This is a genomic window from Ruegeria sp. CI5, assembly GCF_056536885.1.
Map to the genome: position 1 here is coordinate 428,604 of NZ_JBQFQN010000001.1, position 16,322 is coordinate 444,925.

Annotated in this window: 16 protein-coding genes; 9 read left to right on the top strand and 7 right to left on the bottom strand. The window is 64.2% G+C overall.

Translation table 11 applies throughout. The features are described 5' to 3' along the window. Window positions 1-37 precede the first annotated feature (37 nt). Together speB and ACR0BA_RS02175 are read left to right on the top strand one after the other, a co-directional pair. On the top strand, window positions 38-985 hold the full coding sequence (gene speB, locus ACR0BA_RS02170) for an agmatinase (protein ID WP_480726238.1): 948 nt from the start codon (window positions 38-40) through the stop codon (window positions 983-985). A gap of 66 nt (window positions 986-1,051) precedes the next feature. Then, complete coding sequence (locus ACR0BA_RS02175) at window positions 1,052-1,459, top strand: DUF1499 domain-containing protein (protein WP_480726239.1); 408 nt, start codon at window positions 1,052-1,054, stop codon at window positions 1,457-1,459. Here the strand turns inward: ACR0BA_RS02175 and ACR0BA_RS02180 are convergent. Further along, window positions 1,385-1,693 carry a hypothetical protein gene (locus ACR0BA_RS02180; protein WP_425328542.1) on the bottom strand — a complete coding sequence of 103 codons (309 nt, stop codon included), beginning with the start codon at window positions 1,691-1,693 and terminating at the stop codon, window positions 1,385-1,387. The genes ACR0BA_RS02175 and ACR0BA_RS02180 overlap by 75 nt on opposite strands. 56 nt (window positions 1,694-1,749) lie before the next feature. Between ACR0BA_RS02180 and prfA the strand changes: the two genes are divergently transcribed. From prfA to ACR0BA_RS02195, 3 genes are all read left to right on the top strand, one after another. Continuing rightward, complete coding sequence (gene prfA / locus ACR0BA_RS02185) at window positions 1,750-2,805, top strand: peptide chain release factor 1 (protein WP_480727443.1); 1,056 nt, start codon at window positions 1,750-1,752, stop codon at window positions 2,803-2,805. Next, a complete protein-coding gene (gene prmC, locus ACR0BA_RS02190; RefSeq protein WP_170437758.1) occupies window positions 2,802-3,647 on the top strand; it encodes a peptide chain release factor N(5)-glutamine methyltransferase in 846 nt (281 codons plus the stop codon). The genes prfA and prmC overlap by 4 nt, the downstream gene beginning before the upstream one ends. A gap of 239 nt (window positions 3,648-3,886) precedes the next feature. Beyond that, the gene (locus ACR0BA_RS02195; protein WP_170338278.1) at window positions 3,887-4,459 is read left to right on the top strand and encodes a DUF4167 domain-containing protein; all 573 of its coding nucleotides are present in this window, start codon (window positions 3,887-3,889) and stop codon (window positions 4,457-4,459) included. Window positions 4,460-4,527: 68 nt separating this feature from the next. On the opposite strand, the gene rsmA is transcribed toward ACR0BA_RS02195, so the two are convergent. From rsmA to lptG, 5 genes are all read right to left on the bottom strand, one after another. Beyond that, a complete protein-coding gene (gene rsmA / locus ACR0BA_RS02200) occupies window positions 4,528-5,370 on the bottom strand; it encodes a 16S rRNA (adenine(1518)-N(6)/adenine(1519)-N(6))-dimethyltransferase RsmA (protein ID WP_480726241.1) in 843 nt (280 codons plus the stop codon). Window positions 5,371-5,454: 84 nt separating this feature from the next. Further along, complete coding sequence (gene pdxA / locus ACR0BA_RS02205; RefSeq protein ID WP_480726242.1) at window positions 5,455-6,420, bottom strand: 4-hydroxythreonine-4-phosphate dehydrogenase PdxA; 966 nt, start codon at window positions 6,418-6,420, stop codon at window positions 5,455-5,457. Further along, window positions 6,417-7,532: a peptidylprolyl isomerase gene (locus tag ACR0BA_RS02210; protein ID WP_367646308.1), complete on the bottom strand. Its 1,116-nt coding sequence runs from the start codon at window positions 7,530-7,532 to the stop codon at window positions 6,417-6,419. Before ACR0BA_RS02210 ends, pdxA begins: the two co-directional genes overlap by 4 nt. Window positions 7,533-7,660: 128 nt before the next feature. Then, on the bottom strand, window positions 7,661-9,829 hold the full coding sequence (locus ACR0BA_RS02215; protein WP_480726243.1) for an LPS-assembly protein LptD: 2,169 nt from the start codon (window positions 9,827-9,829) through the stop codon (window positions 7,661-7,663). Further along, window positions 9,829-10,929, bottom strand: coding sequence for an LPS export ABC transporter permease LptG (lptG, locus tag ACR0BA_RS02220; RefSeq protein ID WP_170402654.1), 1,101 nt, complete (start codon window positions 10,927-10,929; stop codon window positions 9,829-9,831). The genes ACR0BA_RS02215 and lptG overlap by 1 nt, the downstream gene beginning before the upstream one ends. A gap of 228 nt (window positions 10,930-11,157) precedes the next feature. Between lptG and ACR0BA_RS02225 the strand changes: the two genes are divergently transcribed. The 3 genes from ACR0BA_RS02225 to ACR0BA_RS02235 are packed head-to-tail and all read left to right on the top strand — an operon-like array spanning window position 11,158 to window position 14,193. After that, the gene (locus ACR0BA_RS02225) at window positions 11,158-12,624 is read left to right on the top strand and encodes a leucyl aminopeptidase (RefSeq protein ID WP_480726245.1); all 1,467 of its coding nucleotides are present in this window, start codon (window positions 11,158-11,160) and stop codon (window positions 12,622-12,624) included. Between the two features lie 4 nt (window positions 12,625-12,628). Continuing rightward, window positions 12,629-13,090 (top strand): DNA polymerase III subunit chi, encoded by a 462-nt coding sequence (locus tag ACR0BA_RS02230; protein ID WP_170358951.1) that lies wholly within the window; start codon window positions 12,629-12,631, stop codon window positions 13,088-13,090. Between the two features lie 56 nt (window positions 13,091-13,146). After that, window positions 13,147-14,193: an aldo/keto reductase gene (locus tag ACR0BA_RS02235; protein ID WP_480726246.1), complete on the top strand. Its 1,047-nt coding sequence runs from the start codon at window positions 13,147-13,149 to the stop codon at window positions 14,191-14,193. A gap of 70 nt (window positions 14,194-14,263) precedes the next feature. On the opposite strand, the gene ACR0BA_RS02240 is transcribed toward ACR0BA_RS02235, so the two are convergent. Then, on the bottom strand, window positions 14,264-15,250 hold the full coding sequence (locus ACR0BA_RS02240; RefSeq protein ID WP_480726247.1) for a GlxA family transcriptional regulator: 987 nt from the start codon (window positions 15,248-15,250) through the stop codon (window positions 14,264-14,266). A 133-nt stretch (window positions 15,251-15,383) separates the two neighbouring features. Here ACR0BA_RS02240 and bcoG point away from each other — a divergent pair, with 133 nt between their 5' ends. Next, entirely contained in the window at window positions 15,384-16,298 is a 915-nt protein-coding gene (bcoG, locus tag ACR0BA_RS02245) for a 3-dehydrocarnitine:acetyl-CoA trimethylamine transferase BcoG (protein WP_480726248.1), read from the top strand. The last annotated feature ends 24 nt before the right edge of the window (window positions 16,299-16,322 follow it).

Consider the following 16,322-nt stretch of genomic DNA (forward strand, 5'->3'; position numbering starts at 1 on the left):
TATCAGGTGAACCAACGGGACAGGGGGCGCGCACGCCATGAGCCAATTCAACCAACCCATCAGCGGCAATGATCTGGCGCGGTTTTCGGGGCCGAACACCTTCATGCGGTTGCCCGCGGCCGATACGCTGGCGGGGCTGGACGTGGCGGTGCTGGGCGTGCCGATGGATATCGGAACCTCGTGGCGGTCGGGCACCCGGTTCGGCCCCAAGCAGATCCGCGCCGAAAGCGCGATGATCCGGCCCTACAACATGGCCACCTTCGCCGCGCCTTTCGACAGCCTCCAGATCGCCGATATCGGAGATCTGGCGATCAACACCTTCTCGCTGGCCGACAGCCTTCGGATCATCAAGGAAAGCTATGACGCGATCCTTGCGCAGGGCGTGATCCCGGTGGCGATGGGGGGCGATCATTCGATCACATTGCCAATTCTGCGGGCCGTTGCCGCAAAACATGGGCCTGTTGCCCTGGTGCATGTGGACGCCCATGCCGACGTCAATGACGAGATGTTCGGTGAGCGTGAGACCCACGGAACCGTCTTCCGCCGCGCGTATGAAGAGGGGCTGATCGTGCCCGACAGGACCTTTCAGGTCGGTATCCGCGGCTCGGGCTATGCGGCCAGCGATTTCACCGAGGCAAAGGGCTGGGGGTTCCGGCAGTTTCCTGCGTGGGAGTTGTGGCAACAAAACCTGACTCAAATCGGAGCGTTGATCCGCAAGGAAATCGGCGAACATCCGGTTTATGTCACCTACGACATCGACAGCCTGGACCCAGCCTACGCCCCCGGCACCGGCACGCCCGAGATCGGCGGACTGACCACGCCGCAGGCGCTGCAGCTGATCCACGCGCTGGGGGGCATGAACGTGGTCGGCTGCGACCTGGTCGAGGTCTCACCGCCCTATGATCCGTCGGGCAACACTGCGCTGACGGCGGCCAACCTGCTGTTCGAGCTGCTGTGCATCCTGCCCGGTGTGACGTCACGGTAAGCGGGGCCGGCAGGTCTTGCCAGGTACCGGCGGGCGGCTAGGGTTCTGCCGGAAGGTCTGATTGGAATGAAACGCATGGTTCTTTGGTTGATCGTCGCCGCGGTTGTCGGGCTTGGCCTCTATGTGCGGCTGGCACCGGCCGATCCCGCGCGCTGGCATGTGCCAGTCGTGGCCGAGGCAGATCGTGACCTGCCCGGAGGCGTGATCCGCGTGGTGCAGACCGGGCCGGACGGCCTCGCGCGGCTGGACAAGATGGCGCGGTCGACGCCGCGTACGACGGTGCTGGCCGGATCGGTGGATGAGGACCTGATCACCTATGTGTCCCGCAGCCGGGTGTTCGGCTTTCCCGACTACACTACCGCCCAGCAGGACGGCGACACGTTGCGCATCTATGGACGGTTACGATTTGGCCGACGGGATTTCGACGTCAACCGCACCCGGGTCGACGGTTGGCTGGCGGCTCTGCAGTCCTGAAGACAGGCACCCCTCGGACACCTCGCGCCACATCGGCACGTTCAGCGACATCTGGCACTGAGCCATGAACATGCGGCCATCGACCTGCAGGCAGACCATCTCACCCAGTTCCACCCGCGCGCCGGAGGTGTCGGTGCAATAGCAATCCTGCACCTTGCCACCGGGGCCGATGACATCGGCCAGACCGGGCGTTGCGCAGACGATCAGCAGGGCCATGATCCGTTTCATGGGCATAGCTTAGCACAAGCCGGGGCCTTGACCAAAGCCGTCGGATGATAGACACCGCCCCAATGATCCCCGAAGAACGTCTTGAACAGATCACCCAGCGATTCCAGTACCTCGAAGCGGCCATGTCCGATGGCGCCTCGGGCGGGGATATCGCGGCTTTGGCCAAGGAATATTCCGAACTCAAACCGGTGGTCGAACAGATCGCAGCATGGCGCCAGCTGCGGGCCGATCTGGCCGAGGCCGAGGCGATGCTGGGCGACCCCGAAATGAAAGAGCTGGCCGAGGAGGAGATCCCGCAGCTCAAGGCGCGCATCCCCGAGGTCGAGCATGCGCTGCAACTGGCGCTGCTGCCCAAGGACGCGGCCGATGCGCGGCCGGCGATGCTGGAGATCCGCCCCGGCACCGGCGGCGACGAGGCGGCTTTGTTCGCGGGCGACCTGCTGCGGATGTATCAGCGCTATGCAGAGGCGCGCGGCTGGCAGCTAGAGATCATCGAAGAACAGCAGACCGAACTGGGTGGCATCAAAGAAGTGGTGGCCCATATCAAGGGCGACAACGTCTTTGCTCGGCTGAAATACGAATCCGGGGTGCACCGCGTGCAACGCGTGCCCGAAACCGAAAGCGGTGGGCGCATCCACACCTCGGCGGCGACCGTGGCGGTTCTGCCCGAGGCCGAGGACGTGGACATCCAGATCGACCCCAATGACCTGCGTATCGACACGATGCGAAGCTCGGGCGCAGGCGGGCAGCATGTGAACACCACCGACTCGGCCGTGCGGATCACGCACCTGCCGACAGGGATCGTGGTGACCAGTTCCGAGAAGTCACAGCACCGCAACCGCGAGATCGCGATGCAGGTGCTCAAGACGCGTCTCTATGACCTCGAACGTCAACGGATCGACAGTGAACGCTCGGCCGACCGGGCCAGCCAGGTTGGGTCGGGCGACCGCTCCGAGCGCATCCGTACCTATAATTTCCCGCAGGGCCGGATGACAGATCACCGGATCAACCTGACGCTCTACAAGCTCGACCAGATCATGCAGGGCGATCTGGACGAGGTGATCGACGCGCTGACCGCCGATGATCAGGCGCGCCTGTTGGCGGAGATGGCGCAATGATCGCGGCGCTGACAGCGGCACAGGCCATGGTGGCCGCCACCGCGCGCCTGCGGGCCGCAGGTGTGGACGACCCGGCGCGGGACGCCCGGGTTCTGCTGGCCCATGCCGCCCGGATCGAGGCCAGCCGCGTGACCCTGATTGCGCCCGAAGAGCTCTCGCCCGAGATCGCCGAACGGTATGAGCAACTGGTGTCGCTGCGCGCGATCCGGGTGCCGGTTTCCCATCTTCTGGGCGAGCGCGAATTCTACGGCCGACGGTTCCGCGTCAGCCGCGACGTGCTGGACCCGCGCCCCGAAACTGAAGCGCTGATCGAAGCGGCCCTCAGCCAGCCGTTCGACCGCGTGCTGGACCTGGGCGTCGGCTCGGGCTGCATCCTGATCACCCTGCTGGCAGAACGCACCAGCGCAACCGGGCTGGGCGTCGATCTGAGCGAGGCCGCCTGTCTGCAGGCAAGTGCGAATGCAGTGGCCCATGGGGTGCAGGACCGGGCGGAAATCCAGCGCTCGGACTGGTTCGAAAACATTGGTGGCCATTTCGACCTGATCGTTTCCAATCCGCCCTATATCGCCCTGGATGAGATGGACGGCCTGTCGCCCGAAGTGCGCGAGCACGAGCCGCGCCTGGCCTTGACGGATGAAGCGGACGGGCTGGACGCCTATCGCCGGATTGCGGCCGGCGCCCCTGATCACCTTGTGCCCGGCGGACGGCTTCTGGTGGAAATCGGCCCGACACAGGCGCAGGCGGTCGGCGCGTTGTTCGACGCGGCGGGGCTGGCGGATATCCGTGTGGTTCCTGATCTGGACGGGCGGGACCGGGTGGTGGGCGCCAGAATGCCGGGCTAGCCGCGGATTCTGAGGCCGATTTACGCCGGTCGGGGTAAAAAACCCGGCATTTGGTGTATTAACCCCTTGTCTGCGCCTTCAGGACATGCTTACTCAGAGTAGTCAGCGCGGTTGACGCCCCTTCGGCGCACCCCTGACGCCAAGCCCAAAAAAGTCGACATCCCGTGACGGCACAGGCCACAGAGCAGCGCAGAATACGGGTGGATCGACAGTGCAAGACAAGGCTGACGTACAGTAAGATGAGATCCTCCAAATCCCGCTCGCGGGCAAAGAACAACCGCAATCGTCCCTCTGGTGGAAACGTCGTTAACCGGGTTTTCGACAGCTCGGGGCCCGAGGGCAAGGTGCGCGGCACGCCGCAGCAGATCATTGACAAGTACAACCAGCTGGCGCGCGATGCACAGCTGGCCAATGACCGCGTCGCTGCCGAAAACTTTCAGCAACATGCCGAGCATTACCTGCGCCTGCTGAGCGAGGCGCAACGCGAAATGGAAGCGCGTCGGGAAGAGCAGGAACGCCAGAACCGCGAGCGTCAGGCCGAGCGCGATCGGGAGCGGGCGGAACGGCAGGAACGTGAAGCCGCACGCCAGGCGGACCCGGCCGAGGCTCCGCAGCCGGACATCGTTGATCTGAACGCCGATTCGGATACTCCTGAATCCGGGCTTGTCGAGACGCCCGAAAGCGCGGGCGCCAAGGCCGAAGCGGCCGAGCGCAAGGACAAACCTGCCCGGAGACCGCGCGCACGCAAGCCTAAGGCCGTAGAAGAGCAGGCCCCCCAAGGCGGCGGTGATGCACCAGAGGCTGCCGAATAAGCCATAGCGGTTGCGCACAGAGTTCAAAGGCCCCGGTCAGAGATGTCCGGGGCCGTTTTCGTTCGGGATCAGGTTTTTTGTATCTCACGCGCCAGCGCGCAGAACGCTTCGAGTGATATCTGCTCGGCACGGTCGGTGGGCTTGATGCCGGCGGCGTTCAGGCGGTCCTCGATATCGGGGGCCATCCCCTTGAGCGACGCGCGCAGCATCTTGCGGCGTTGATTGAACGCAGCGGCCACGACACGTGACAGAATACCGGCATCGGCCGGAAAGCGGGGTTCGGGCAGGGCGGTCAGGTGGACCACGGCGCTGCTGACCTTGGGCGGCGGCGTGAACGCACCGGGGGGCAGGGACATGGCGATGCGCGCCTCGGCCCGCCACTGGGCCAGGATCGCCAGCCGCCCATAAGCCTTGGTGCCGGGCTGCGCCACGATGCGCTCGGCCACCTCGCGCTGGAACATCAGGGTCAGGCTCTGCCAGAAGGGTGGCCATTCCGGCGGGGTCAGCCAGCGCACCAGCAGTTCCGTGCCCACATTGTAGGGCAGATTGGCCGCCACGCGGATGGGCGGGGTCAGATGTTCAAGCGGATCGATTTCAAGAGCGTCGCCATTGATGACCTCGAGCCGCCCGGGATAGGCAGCGGCGATTTCCCGAAGCGCGGCGATGCAGCGGATATCTTTTTCCACCGCCACCACCTTGCGCGCACCTTCGGCCAGCAAACCGCGGGTCAGGCCTCCGGGGCCGGGGCCGATCTCCAGCACGTCGCATTGGCTCAGGTCGCCGGCCTGCCGGGCGATCTTGGCCGTCAGGTTGAGATCGAGCAGGAAGTTCTGACCCAGCGACTTGCGCGCCGAGAGCTGGTGCTTGGCGATGACCTCGCGCAGCGGGGGGAGGGTGTCGATTGCGCTCATGATCCGGTTACCGTGGCGCGAGGGGCAGGCGGTGCGCCAGAGAATTTTTGCCTCCGGCGGGGATATTTGGCGCCAGATGAAGGATCAAGTGCTTTGTGCCATGCGTTGGGCGAGTTTCAGCGCCTCGATCAGGCTGGTGGGGTTTGCGATGCCCTGTCCGGCGATGTCGAGCGCGGTGCCATGGTCGGGCGAGGTGCGGATGAAGGGCAGGCCCAGGGTCACGTTCACGCCACGGTCGAAGTCGAGGGTCTTGATCGGGATCAGCGCCTGATCGTGATACATGGCGATGGCGGCGTCATAGCGGGCGCGTGCGGCGGCGTGGAACATCGTGTCTGCCGGGTGCGGGCCGGTGACGGTGTAGCCCTCGGGGGTGAGATCGGCCAGCAGAGGGGCGATCCAGTCCAGTTCCTCGCGGCCCATCTTGCCACCCTCGCCGGCATGGGGGTTGAGCCCGGCCACCGCGATGCGAGGATGCGGGATGCCGAATTGGCGGCGCAGGCCGTCGGCGGTGATTGCGATCGTGTCGCGCAGCAGGTCGGGCGTGAGACGCGAGGGCACCTGCGACAGTGGGATGTGGATCGTGGCGGGTACCACGCGGAGTTGCTCGCTGGCTAGCATCATCACCACGCGGGAACGGCCTGCCAGCGCCGCCAGAAATTCGGTATGGCCAGGATAGGCGAAATCGGCGCCGTCGATCAGGGCCTTCTTGTGGATCGGTGCCGTGCAGAGGGCCGAGGCCGCGCCCGATTGCACCAGTGACACGCCGGTTTCGATAGCGTCTATCACCGAAGGCGCATTGGCTGGATCGGGGTGGCCGGGCAGGTTCGGGGCCGGAAAGGTCAGCGGCAACACCGGCAGCGCGTCTGCGCAGATGTCAGCCACCTGGGCGGGGTCTACGATCTCGGTCGTGGGGATGTCGTCGGGCAGGTGACCGGCGTCGCCGATGTAAAAGAATGGGCAGCTGTCGCGCAATGCGGCCCAGGCCTTGGCGGCGATCTCCGGACCGATGCCCGAAGGTTCTCCGCAGCTGAGCGCGATGGGCGCGGTCATTGCTCGATGATGGTGGCGTCGGCGCGCAGCTGTTCGACGAGGCTGTTGGCGAATGCCTGCAGGCGTTGCTGCGTCAGCGCGTTGGCCACGTCCTCGCGCGACGTGTCCTCACCCAGATCGCGCGTCCGATTGCACAGCATGAGGAACACCAGCGTCTGGCCGTTGTTTCGGGTCAGAGAGGTCGACACCTCGTTTGGGTCCAGCTTGGCGAGTTCCAGCGCGATGTCGCGCGGGATTTCGGACGGACTTGCCGAGACCCGGTCGAGTACCTCGGGCGGTTGCCCCTTGGCGATGCCGTACAGGTCGTCGCAGGTATCCACCGTTTCCTTCAGTTCGGCGGCTCTTTGCAGTGTTTCGGGGCTGAGTCCGCCAGGCAGGTAATAGGCCGCATAGTCGATCTTGGAGAACCGCGGCGTGCTGGCGGCCACTTCTCGCAGGCCGCGCATCTGGAACAGGGCTACGGCGTTGGGCAGGCTCAGCGGGGCCGTGACCTCGCCATTCTTCAGGCCAAGGATAACCGGTTGCAGCGCCGGAGGCAGGTTGCTGACGTTCAACCAGTCCAGGCGTCCGCCATTTTCGCGTGTCGGCGCTGCCGAGTACTGCGTGGCGGCGGCCGAAAATGCATCGATGGTTTCGACACGGGCGATCTCGTCGGCCAAGGCTTCGGCCTGTGCCAAGGTTTGCGCATTCACGGGGATGATGATTTCGGACAGCAAAACCTGAAGACCGCCACCGCCGGTCTGACCCATTGCACGGTCAATTTCGTCGTCCGTCGGACGGGCCTGAGAGATAAAGCGGGCGCTGACATAGTCGCGCCATGCCAGCTGACTGGATACGTAATCCCGCACGGTTTCGCGGTCGATGCCCGCATCAGCCAGTGCCTTCAGGAACTGATCCGGGGTCAGCTGACCACGCGAGGCGAATTCGTCGATCGCAACCTGAATGTCTTCGGGTGTGGGCTGGATGCCGGCTTCGCGCATGGCCTGTTTGCGCAGGCGCTCGTCGATCAGCGCCTTGCGGACTTCGGCCTCCGAGCTGCCCGGGATACCCAGAATTTCGAGAAACCGCTGGCGCTGATCCAGTTCGTACCAGGTGACGATATCCTGATTCACGCGGATAGCCGGTGAAAACAAGCTTTGCGCGGGGGCTTGCTGAGGCGCAACTGTCAGCATGGCGACCGCGAGGCCGGGCGCAAATACCGTCAGCCAACGGGAACGAAAGAACCTGGAAAAACCTGAAATCAGCTGCATTTTCTTCTATACTTCTTGCCCCCGCCTTCAACGGCGTATCCTGTCAGTGCAACGGTAAAGCCGAATTCCGTCGAAGGCTCAATACTTGATGTCGAAGTATATCGCCGGCTGACGGACATGTTAACCTGCACACATTCATTTTCATACGTCACACCCAAGCCCAGCCGCAGCGGTTCGGATTCTGCCAGATCATAGCGGGCCAGAGCGTTGGCTCTCCAGTTTTCATCCAGTCGTTGACCTGCGGTCAACCGTATCTCGGATGTCTCCATGTCAAGGTTTTCGGCCGGGTCCGGCTGCTGCCAGATATAGCTTCCGCCCAGTTGGGTCCCCTCGTTGGCCCAGGTTCCGCGCAATTCAGCCTTGGTAAAGCTGAAATCGCCATCCATCAATCCACGTGCGGCCAGCGTCAGGCCATTGTTCGTCTTGATCTGCCCTGCCAGCAGCAGGTCGGACGAAGTTCCCTGCAGGCCGGACGTAGCGGTGAAGTTCGGATCGGCGGTCGAGCGGAAGACCTGGCCGACCGTGGCCAATGCCCGCCAACCGCCCGGGGCATACCGAGCCCAGTTCACGCCCACGACCGCCGTCGTGCCGTCTTCGCGTCGATCCTCGGCCGGAAAGCGCGACAGGGACAACAGGTTGCCCTGGTCAAATTCCTGGAAGGTGCTTTCGTCATCGGGCACATCGGTGTCCGAAACATGAGTCCAGCCAAACTGCGCGATCGGCTCAAGAAACTGGGTCGCGCCAGAGGCTTCGCGCCGGGTCATCGGATAGCGCAGTGTCAGAGCCGCACGCGGGGTCGACCGGGTGATCTGGTCGGGGTAGGCGCTGTCGTTGCGAATGTCGAACGTGTCGACCGAAGCCCCCAGTTCAGCATCCGCGCGCAGCCCGGAGGCAAAGGTCCAGCTGCGCAGCCACTGGGCGTCGAATGTCGCGCGCGCCACATCGCGCCCGATGATATCCTCATCGCTGGTCCGGGTGTGGGTGTGGGTGACGAAGCCCAACCGCACCTCGCCGCCGACAGCGGACGCTGGGAAATAGCGTTTCTGGTAGAACAGATCGAAGACCTGCGACGGGATCTCATCCTGTTCCTCGCTGTCGCGCAGGGTCTTGTAGTGAATGAAGCTGGTCCGAAACGCCGTGTCTCGTTTGATGCGCTCAAGCGCGATCTCGCTGCGCAGACGGTCATAGTCAGGCAGCCCGTAGTCCGCCAGGTATGAGTCGTCCGATGCGGTCTGGACGTCAAAGGTGAGCCGGAAGTCGTTCGGAAGATTGAACCAGCCATTCGCAAAGAAATAGCCCCGATCCTGCTCCTGCTGGACATCGTCGCGGGTATAGGCCCCTTCAAACTGGATGCGGCCGTTCTTGAAGGCCTGCCGGTAGCGATAGCCAAGCGTCGTGGTCTTGGACGACAGGTAGGGGGTCAGCGTCAGATCCCTGTGATCGCCCAGTTTGAAGAAATACGGCGTCTTGACGCCGGTACCCAACTGCGAGGTCGTGCGGATTGACGGCACAAGAAATCCGGTTGCCCGGTCCAGTGTCGGGTCCGGCAGCCGCAGGGTTGGAAAGTAGAAAACCGGCACATCCAGAATGCGGAACTGGGCGCCCTCGAAATACAACTGCCGTTCGAGCTGATCATGCGTGACCTTGCGGGCCCGGATTTGCCAGAGGGGCGGCCGACCGTCGGCGCAGACATGGCAGGACGTGGCCGAGACCTTGCTGAACTGCGTGTATCGTCCTGCCGCGCGGGTCGCCTGAACCGACGCGATCTGCACCTGCTGGTCGAACACCAGCCGTGCGCCGGTCAGCAACCCGTTCTGGATGCCGTCATCCAGTTGCGCTGAGTCCGCAAGGACGGTCGAGCGTCCGCCCTGATCGATCCGGATCGGACCTTCCAGCGTCAGCTCGCCCGACTCGCGGTCGAACACCACGCGCTGTGCGGACAGTTTGACGTCGCCCTGAAAGGCTTCGACATTGCCCTCGGCCACCAGTTTGCGATCCGGGGTGATGAAGATCCTGTCAGCCACCAGCAAGGCAGGCTGATCCTGTTGTTGTGCCGTGTCAGACGCGGGCGTACTGGTCTCCGAGGTTTGGGCCAATGCCAGCCCCGGACCGGAAAAGAACGCAGCACTGGACAAAAGAAGGGGCAGAAGGCGCCGCATCAGCCGTCCTCCGCGTGCAGCAGAAGGCCGAGCGACAGCAATATGGCCGCAAACGGCGGTGCCCAGGCCGCAATCACAATTGGCAATTGGCCGTTCTCTCCCAAAATCTGAGCGAAATTGCGCACGAAGTATACGCCGAACCCCAGAAGAACAGCCGTCAGCACGGCGACGCCGGTGCCGCCGAACCGCACGTGCCGCATGGTGAAAGCCGCGCCGATCAACACCATCGAAATCAGGAAGAATGGGCGCGCCAGCTGCACCTGCAGCCAAACCTCGTATTGCTTGGTTGAAAAGCCCGCCTCGCGCAGGTCGCGGATCAGTTGGGGCAGGTCATAGACCGAGACGCTGTCCTGTTGGCCCAAGGTTTCAAGGATGCGCTGACGGGTCAGCGAAGTGGGCAGCCGCAGGGTCTCATGCGTGACGGCGTGGGTCTCGGGGTTGGTGTCGCTGGACAGGGGCCATTCCTTGGTGTTGCGCAGGATCCAGGCCCCGTCGTCGAGGCGAGCGCCGTCGGCGATGATCTGACGGGTCGGAAGACCTTCGGGCGAAAACGTGATGATGGACACGTCGATCAATTCAAGCTCGGCGTCGTTGGTCGATGCGCGGGCATGGATCACCGATTGGCCCTGCGGCGAGCCCTGACGCAGCCAAAGCCCATCGCGGCTGATCGAGAGAGCGGAACTGCCACCGTTTTTGTATAGATCCGAGAAATGCCGGTACTGCTCGGACGTGGCCGCCGCAATCGGGTTCAGCAGGGCCACCGCCAGAGTTCCGATTATCAGCGCCAGAAGGACCGGTGCCACCAGCGCGCGGATACCCGAGCGGCCGATCGCTCGGGTCACCACCAACTCCGAGCTGCGGGCGAGGCCGACAAACAGGGCAATGGTCGACAGGATCATCAACAGCGGCAGCATCTCGCTGATCGCAGCGGGTGTGTTCAAAAGCGTCAACTGCAGAACCTGGCCAAATGACAGGTCGGCGTCATTGAACCGACGGGCCTGTTCGATCAGGTCGATCAGGATCATCAGTGTCAGGAAGATGGCCCCAATCACCAGAAAGCTCTGCAAAAAGCGGCGGGCGAAGTACCGGTCCAGAATCACGGCCGCATCCCCGGCACGTGGCGTCCAGCAGGCCTGTTGCCAGAATCGCCAAGGCACAAAAACATGCGCGACGGCCTATGCCTGCCGAATGATGCCAAGTTTTCTCCCCCGAGCCTGCCGGTCATTTTGGCGCGACCTTAATGCAATTGGCGGGCGGGGAAAACTGCTATCTGGTCAATGGCGGCGGCGCGGGCTAGGTCTGTGGGCAGAGTTTTTCAGGAGCAAGAAATGAGCAGTCTGGTACCGATCCGTTTTCAAGCCTTCGAACTGGACCTGATGGCGCAGGCCCAAGGCCGGGTGGCCATTCTCATACCCGCCGATGGCAAGATGAACCCCGCCGCGCGCCGCGCAAACCGACTGACCCGTGGTGCCGTGGCCCGGCTGGTGGAAAGCGACCGTTTCGCCAAGGTCAAGACTGGCGACGTGATCTCGTTGGCTTGGCCCGGCGGGATGGAGGCAGAGGCATTGGACATTCTCGTCCTGCCACGCCGCCCCGAACCGGACGAAGCCCGCAAGGGCGGAGCCGCGCTGGCCAAGCTGGCAGGCGGCAAGGACCTGCTGGTCATGGCGGGCAACCAGGTGCGGACCGAGGAACTGGCCCTGGGCATTGCCTTGCGCAGCTATGATTTCGACGCGCACAAAACCAAGGACGATGACGCAAAGGGCGCGGTGACCATCTGCCACGCCAAGCCCGACGCCGCCGAGGCCGCCTTCGCACCGCTCTATGCGGTTGCTGATGGTGTGCGCATGACCCGCGACCTGACGAACGAACCGGCCAACATCCTGACAACGAGCGAATTTGCCAACCGTCTGAAAGAGATGGAGGAGTTGGGTCTGAAGGTCGAGGTGCTGGACGAAGACAAACTGGCCGAGTTGGGCATGAGGACCCTGCTGAGCGTCGGGCAAGGGTCGGACAGCCCCTCGAAAGTCGTCGTGATGCAGTGGAATGGCGGCGATGCTGATGACGCGCCGCTGGCTCTGGTCGGCAAGGGGGTCGTTTTCGACACCGGCGGTATTTCGATCAAACCGGCCGCTGGTATGGAAGACATGACCATGGACATGGGCGGCGCAGGTGTCGTCGCAGGCACCATGCGTGCATTGGCCAAGCGTAAGGCCAAGGCCAATGTCGTGGGCCTGGTCGGGCTGGTCGAGAACATGCCCTCGGGCAGTGCCACGCGGCCGGGCGACGTCGTGAAGTCGATGAAGGGCGACACGGTCGAGATCATCAACACCGACGCCGAGGGGCGTTTGGTGCTGTGTGACGTCATGTGGTACGCGCAGGAGCGGTTCAATCCGGTCGGCATGATCGATCTGGCTACCTTGACCGGCGCGATCATCATCGGGCTGGGGCATGAAAACGCAGGCGTGTTTTCCAACAACGACACCTTCTGCGACGCGTTCCTGAAGGCGGCCCGGGCCGAGGATGAAGGCGCGTGGCGTATGCCGCTGGGGCAGGCTTATGACGATCTGCTGAAGTCGCGCATCGCGGACATGAAGAACGTGGGCGGCCGGCCGGCCGGTTCGATCACCGCAGCGCAGTTTCTGCAGCGTTTCGTCAAGGAAGAAACACCCTGGATCCATTTGGATATCGCGGGCGTGGCCTCGGTCGCGGCGGAAACGTCCTATGCGCCCAAGGGCGCCACGGGTTGGGGCGTCCGTGCGCTCAGCCGTTTCGTGCAGGACAATTTCGAGTAGGTCGATGGGCGCCGTCTACTTCTACCACCTGACCCGCCATCCACTTGAGCAGACATTGCCGGTGTTGCTGGACAAGGCACGGCAGGCCGGGTGGCGGATTGCGGTGCGAGGCACTGACCCTGCGCGGATGGACTGGCTGGACGAAAGGCTTTGGCTGGGCCCCGAAGACGCGTTTCTGCCGCATGGGCAGGCAGGTGGGCCGCATGACGCGGTTCAGCCGATTCTGCTGACCACCGAGGCTGACGCTGCCAACAACCCGTCTTGCCTGATGGCGGTGGACGGGGCCGAGGTGACGCCGGATGAGGTGACCGCCTCGGAGCGGGTTTGCATCCTGTTCGATGGCAACGATCCAAGCGCGGTGGATCATGCGCGCGGTCAATGGAAGACGCTGACCGCGGCGGGTTGCGCGGCGCAGTATTGGTCGGAGGAATCCGGCCGTTGGGAGAAAAAGGCCGAATCCGGCTGACTCGGGACCGAAATCAGATTGCAGGCGTGGCGATCCGCGCGACAGGAGATTGATTGATGAAAATGAAACCGTTGGGCCGCACGGGCATCCAGGTCTCGGACCTATGCCTCGGAACCATGACATTCGGCACGCAGACCCCCGAGGCGGATGCGCATCGTCAGATCGACACGGCGCTCGCGGCCGGGATCAATTTCCTTGATGCCGCCGAGATGTATCCGGTCAACCCGATCACCAAGGAGACCGTGGGCAAGACCGAGCAGATCATCGGCAACTGGAATGCGGCACATCCGGCCCGCCGCGGCAGTTATGTACTGGCGACCAAGCATTCGGGCGCCGGCTTCGCGCATGCGCGGGACGGAGCACCGATCTCGGCCAGCACGATCCCCGGGGCCATCGAGGGATCGTTGCGGCGTCTACAGACCGACTACATCGACCTGTACCAATTCCATTGGCCCAACCGCGGCAGTTACATGTTCCGGCAGAACTGGGACTATGACCCCTCGGGCGGCGACAGGCAGGCGGTTCTGGACAATATGCGCGAATGCCTCGAGGCGCTGCAGGCGCAGGTGGACAAGGGCAATATCCGCGCCTTCGGCCTGTCGAACGAAAGCTCCTGGGGCACCGCCCAGTGGCTGCGCCTGTCGGACGAGATGCGGGCTCCACGGGTGGCGTCGGTCCAGAACGAGTATTCGCTGCTGTGCCGCCTGTATGACACCGACATGGCCGAGTTGAGCGCCTATGAGGATGTGGGTCTGTTGGCCTTCTCGCCGCTGGCCGTTGGATTTCTGACCGGCAAGTATCAGGGCGGGGCGGTGCCCGAGGGATCGCGCATGTCGATCGTGCCGCAGATGGGCGGGCGCAAAGGCGACCGGGTTTTCGACGCGGTCGAAGCCTATCTGGCGATTGCCGCTAAACACGGGCTGGACCCGGTGCACATGGCGCTGGCCTGGTGCCAGGCGCGGCCATTCATGACCTCGGTCATCTTCGGCGCGACCACGCAGGCGCAGCTGGAGCGGATCCTGGAGGGGCGGGATGTCGTGCTGTCCGATGAGGTTATGGCCGAGATCAACGCGGCCCATCGCGCGCATCCGATGCCGTATTGAGGGATGGGGGCGCTGCGCCCGTCGCCGTGGCCAACTCCCCCCAAATCTATGACCAGATGAAGCTCGCCCGTCAGTGATGGGTGGGCTGGGTGCGGTCCTGCCTGAGGTCGCGGGCGGATAGTCCATGCGCCGTGCGGAAAGCGCGCGCAAAGCTGGATTGTGACGTGAACCCCGTGGCCAGTGCCACATCCATCAGCGGCATGTCGGTATCGGTGACCAGGCGGCGGGCCTCGGCCAGGCGCAGTTGCAAATAGTGGTCCTGTGGCGTGGTGTTCAGCCGCAGGCGGAATTGCTGCTGCAGGGTGCGCGGGCTGGTTCCCAGGGCCTTTGCGATCTCGGCCAGGGGCAGCGGGTCGTCCAGCGCGGCCTGCATGATCGCGTTGGCGCGGGCGGTCAGGGCACTGTGGCGGTGTGGTGCCCCAGTACGGCTCTGTGGTCTGCCGGGTTCGGGGGCGCCTTCGTAGAGGAACAGGCCCGAGACACGGGCCGCGAAGCCGGCGCCGTGGCGTGCGGCGATGATATGCAGCATCATCTCGACCGCGGGGATCGCGCCGCCCGAGGTCAGCCGGTTGCCGGACACGGTGAACCGGTCGGGGCGCACGTCGACTTCGGGGAAGCGGCTGGCGAAGGTCTCGAGATCTTCCCAATGGGTGGTGGCGGCGTGACCGTCAAGCAGCCCCGCTTCGGCCAACAGCCAGGGGCCTCCGTCGATGCCCGCCATCGTGGCGCCGGTATTGGCGATGCGGCGCAGCCCGGCCAGAAGGCTGGGGGTGGCGTGGCGCACCAGGTTGAACCCCGCGATCACGATCATCAGGTCGCAGTGGTCGAGACGCGCCAGCGGGATGCCCGGCACTTGCAACGCGCTGGTCAGCATCGCCGGCTCGGGCGTGGCGGTCACGTAGTCCCAGTCGAAGGCCGGGCGGTCGGCCAGCCGGTTGGCGGCGCGCATCGGGTCCACCGCCGAGGCGAAGCTGAGCGTGTTGCACTCGTCCAGCACCAGAACGGCGGTTTTCAGCGCGCGGTGCTCGGGCTGGAGGATGTTTTTTGCGGATTTCATCAAGTCTGATTCGCATTCTGGCAAGTTGTCTGGTCAAGGCTGCGCCAGAGTCGGGGCCAGACGCAAATCGGAATCCGGGGAGAAGCCTGGGGAAAACCCATGGCGAAGCCGTGTATAACTTGGGGATAACACCATGCCTTTGGAAATGAACCGCGAAGTATTCATCACTTGTGCCGTGACCGGCTCGGGTGGGACGCAGGATCGCAGCCCGCATGTGCCGCGTTCGCCCAAGCAGATCGCCGACAGTGCGATCGCGGCCGCCAAGGCCGGGGCGGCGGTGGTTCATTGCCATGTGCGCGACCCCGAAACCGGCGCGCCCAGCCGCCGTCTTGACCTGTATCGCGAGGTGACGGACCGCATCCGCGACGCCGAGGTGGACGTGGTTCTGAACCTGACCGCCGGCATGGGCGGTGACATCGTGTTCGGCGGAGTCGAAGCCCCTTTTCCCGTGGCCGAGGGGACCGACATGATCGGTGCCTCGGAACGCGTGGCCCATGTGGCCGAATGTCTGCCCGAGATCTGCACGCTGGATTGCGGCACCATGAACTTTGCCGAGGCCGACTATGTGATGACCAACACGCCGGGCGCGTTGCGGGCGATGGGGCAGATGATGACCGATCTGGGCGTGAAGCCCGAGATCGAGGCCTTTGACACCGGCCATCTGTGGTTCGCCAAGCAACTGGTGAAAGAGGGCGTTCTGGCCCCGAACGCGCTGGTGCAGCTGTGCATGGGCGTGCCGTGGGGCGCGCCGGATGACCTGAACACCTTCATGGCGATGGTGAACAACGTGCCCAACGACTGGACATTCAGCGCGTTCTCGCTGGGGCGGCATCAGATGGCCTATGTGGCGGCTTCGGTTCTGGCCGGCGGCAACGTGCGCGTGGGGCTCGAGGACAACCTGTGGCTGGACAAGGGGGTGCTGGCCGAAAACTGGCAACTGGTCGAGCGCGCAGGCACTATCATCGAGAACATGGGCGCGCGGGTGATCGGGCCGCAGGAAGTGCGTGAGAAGCTGGGATTGGTCAAACGGGCGCCTGTGGCGTCCTGACGGGCGGGGCGACCCTCGCAAAAC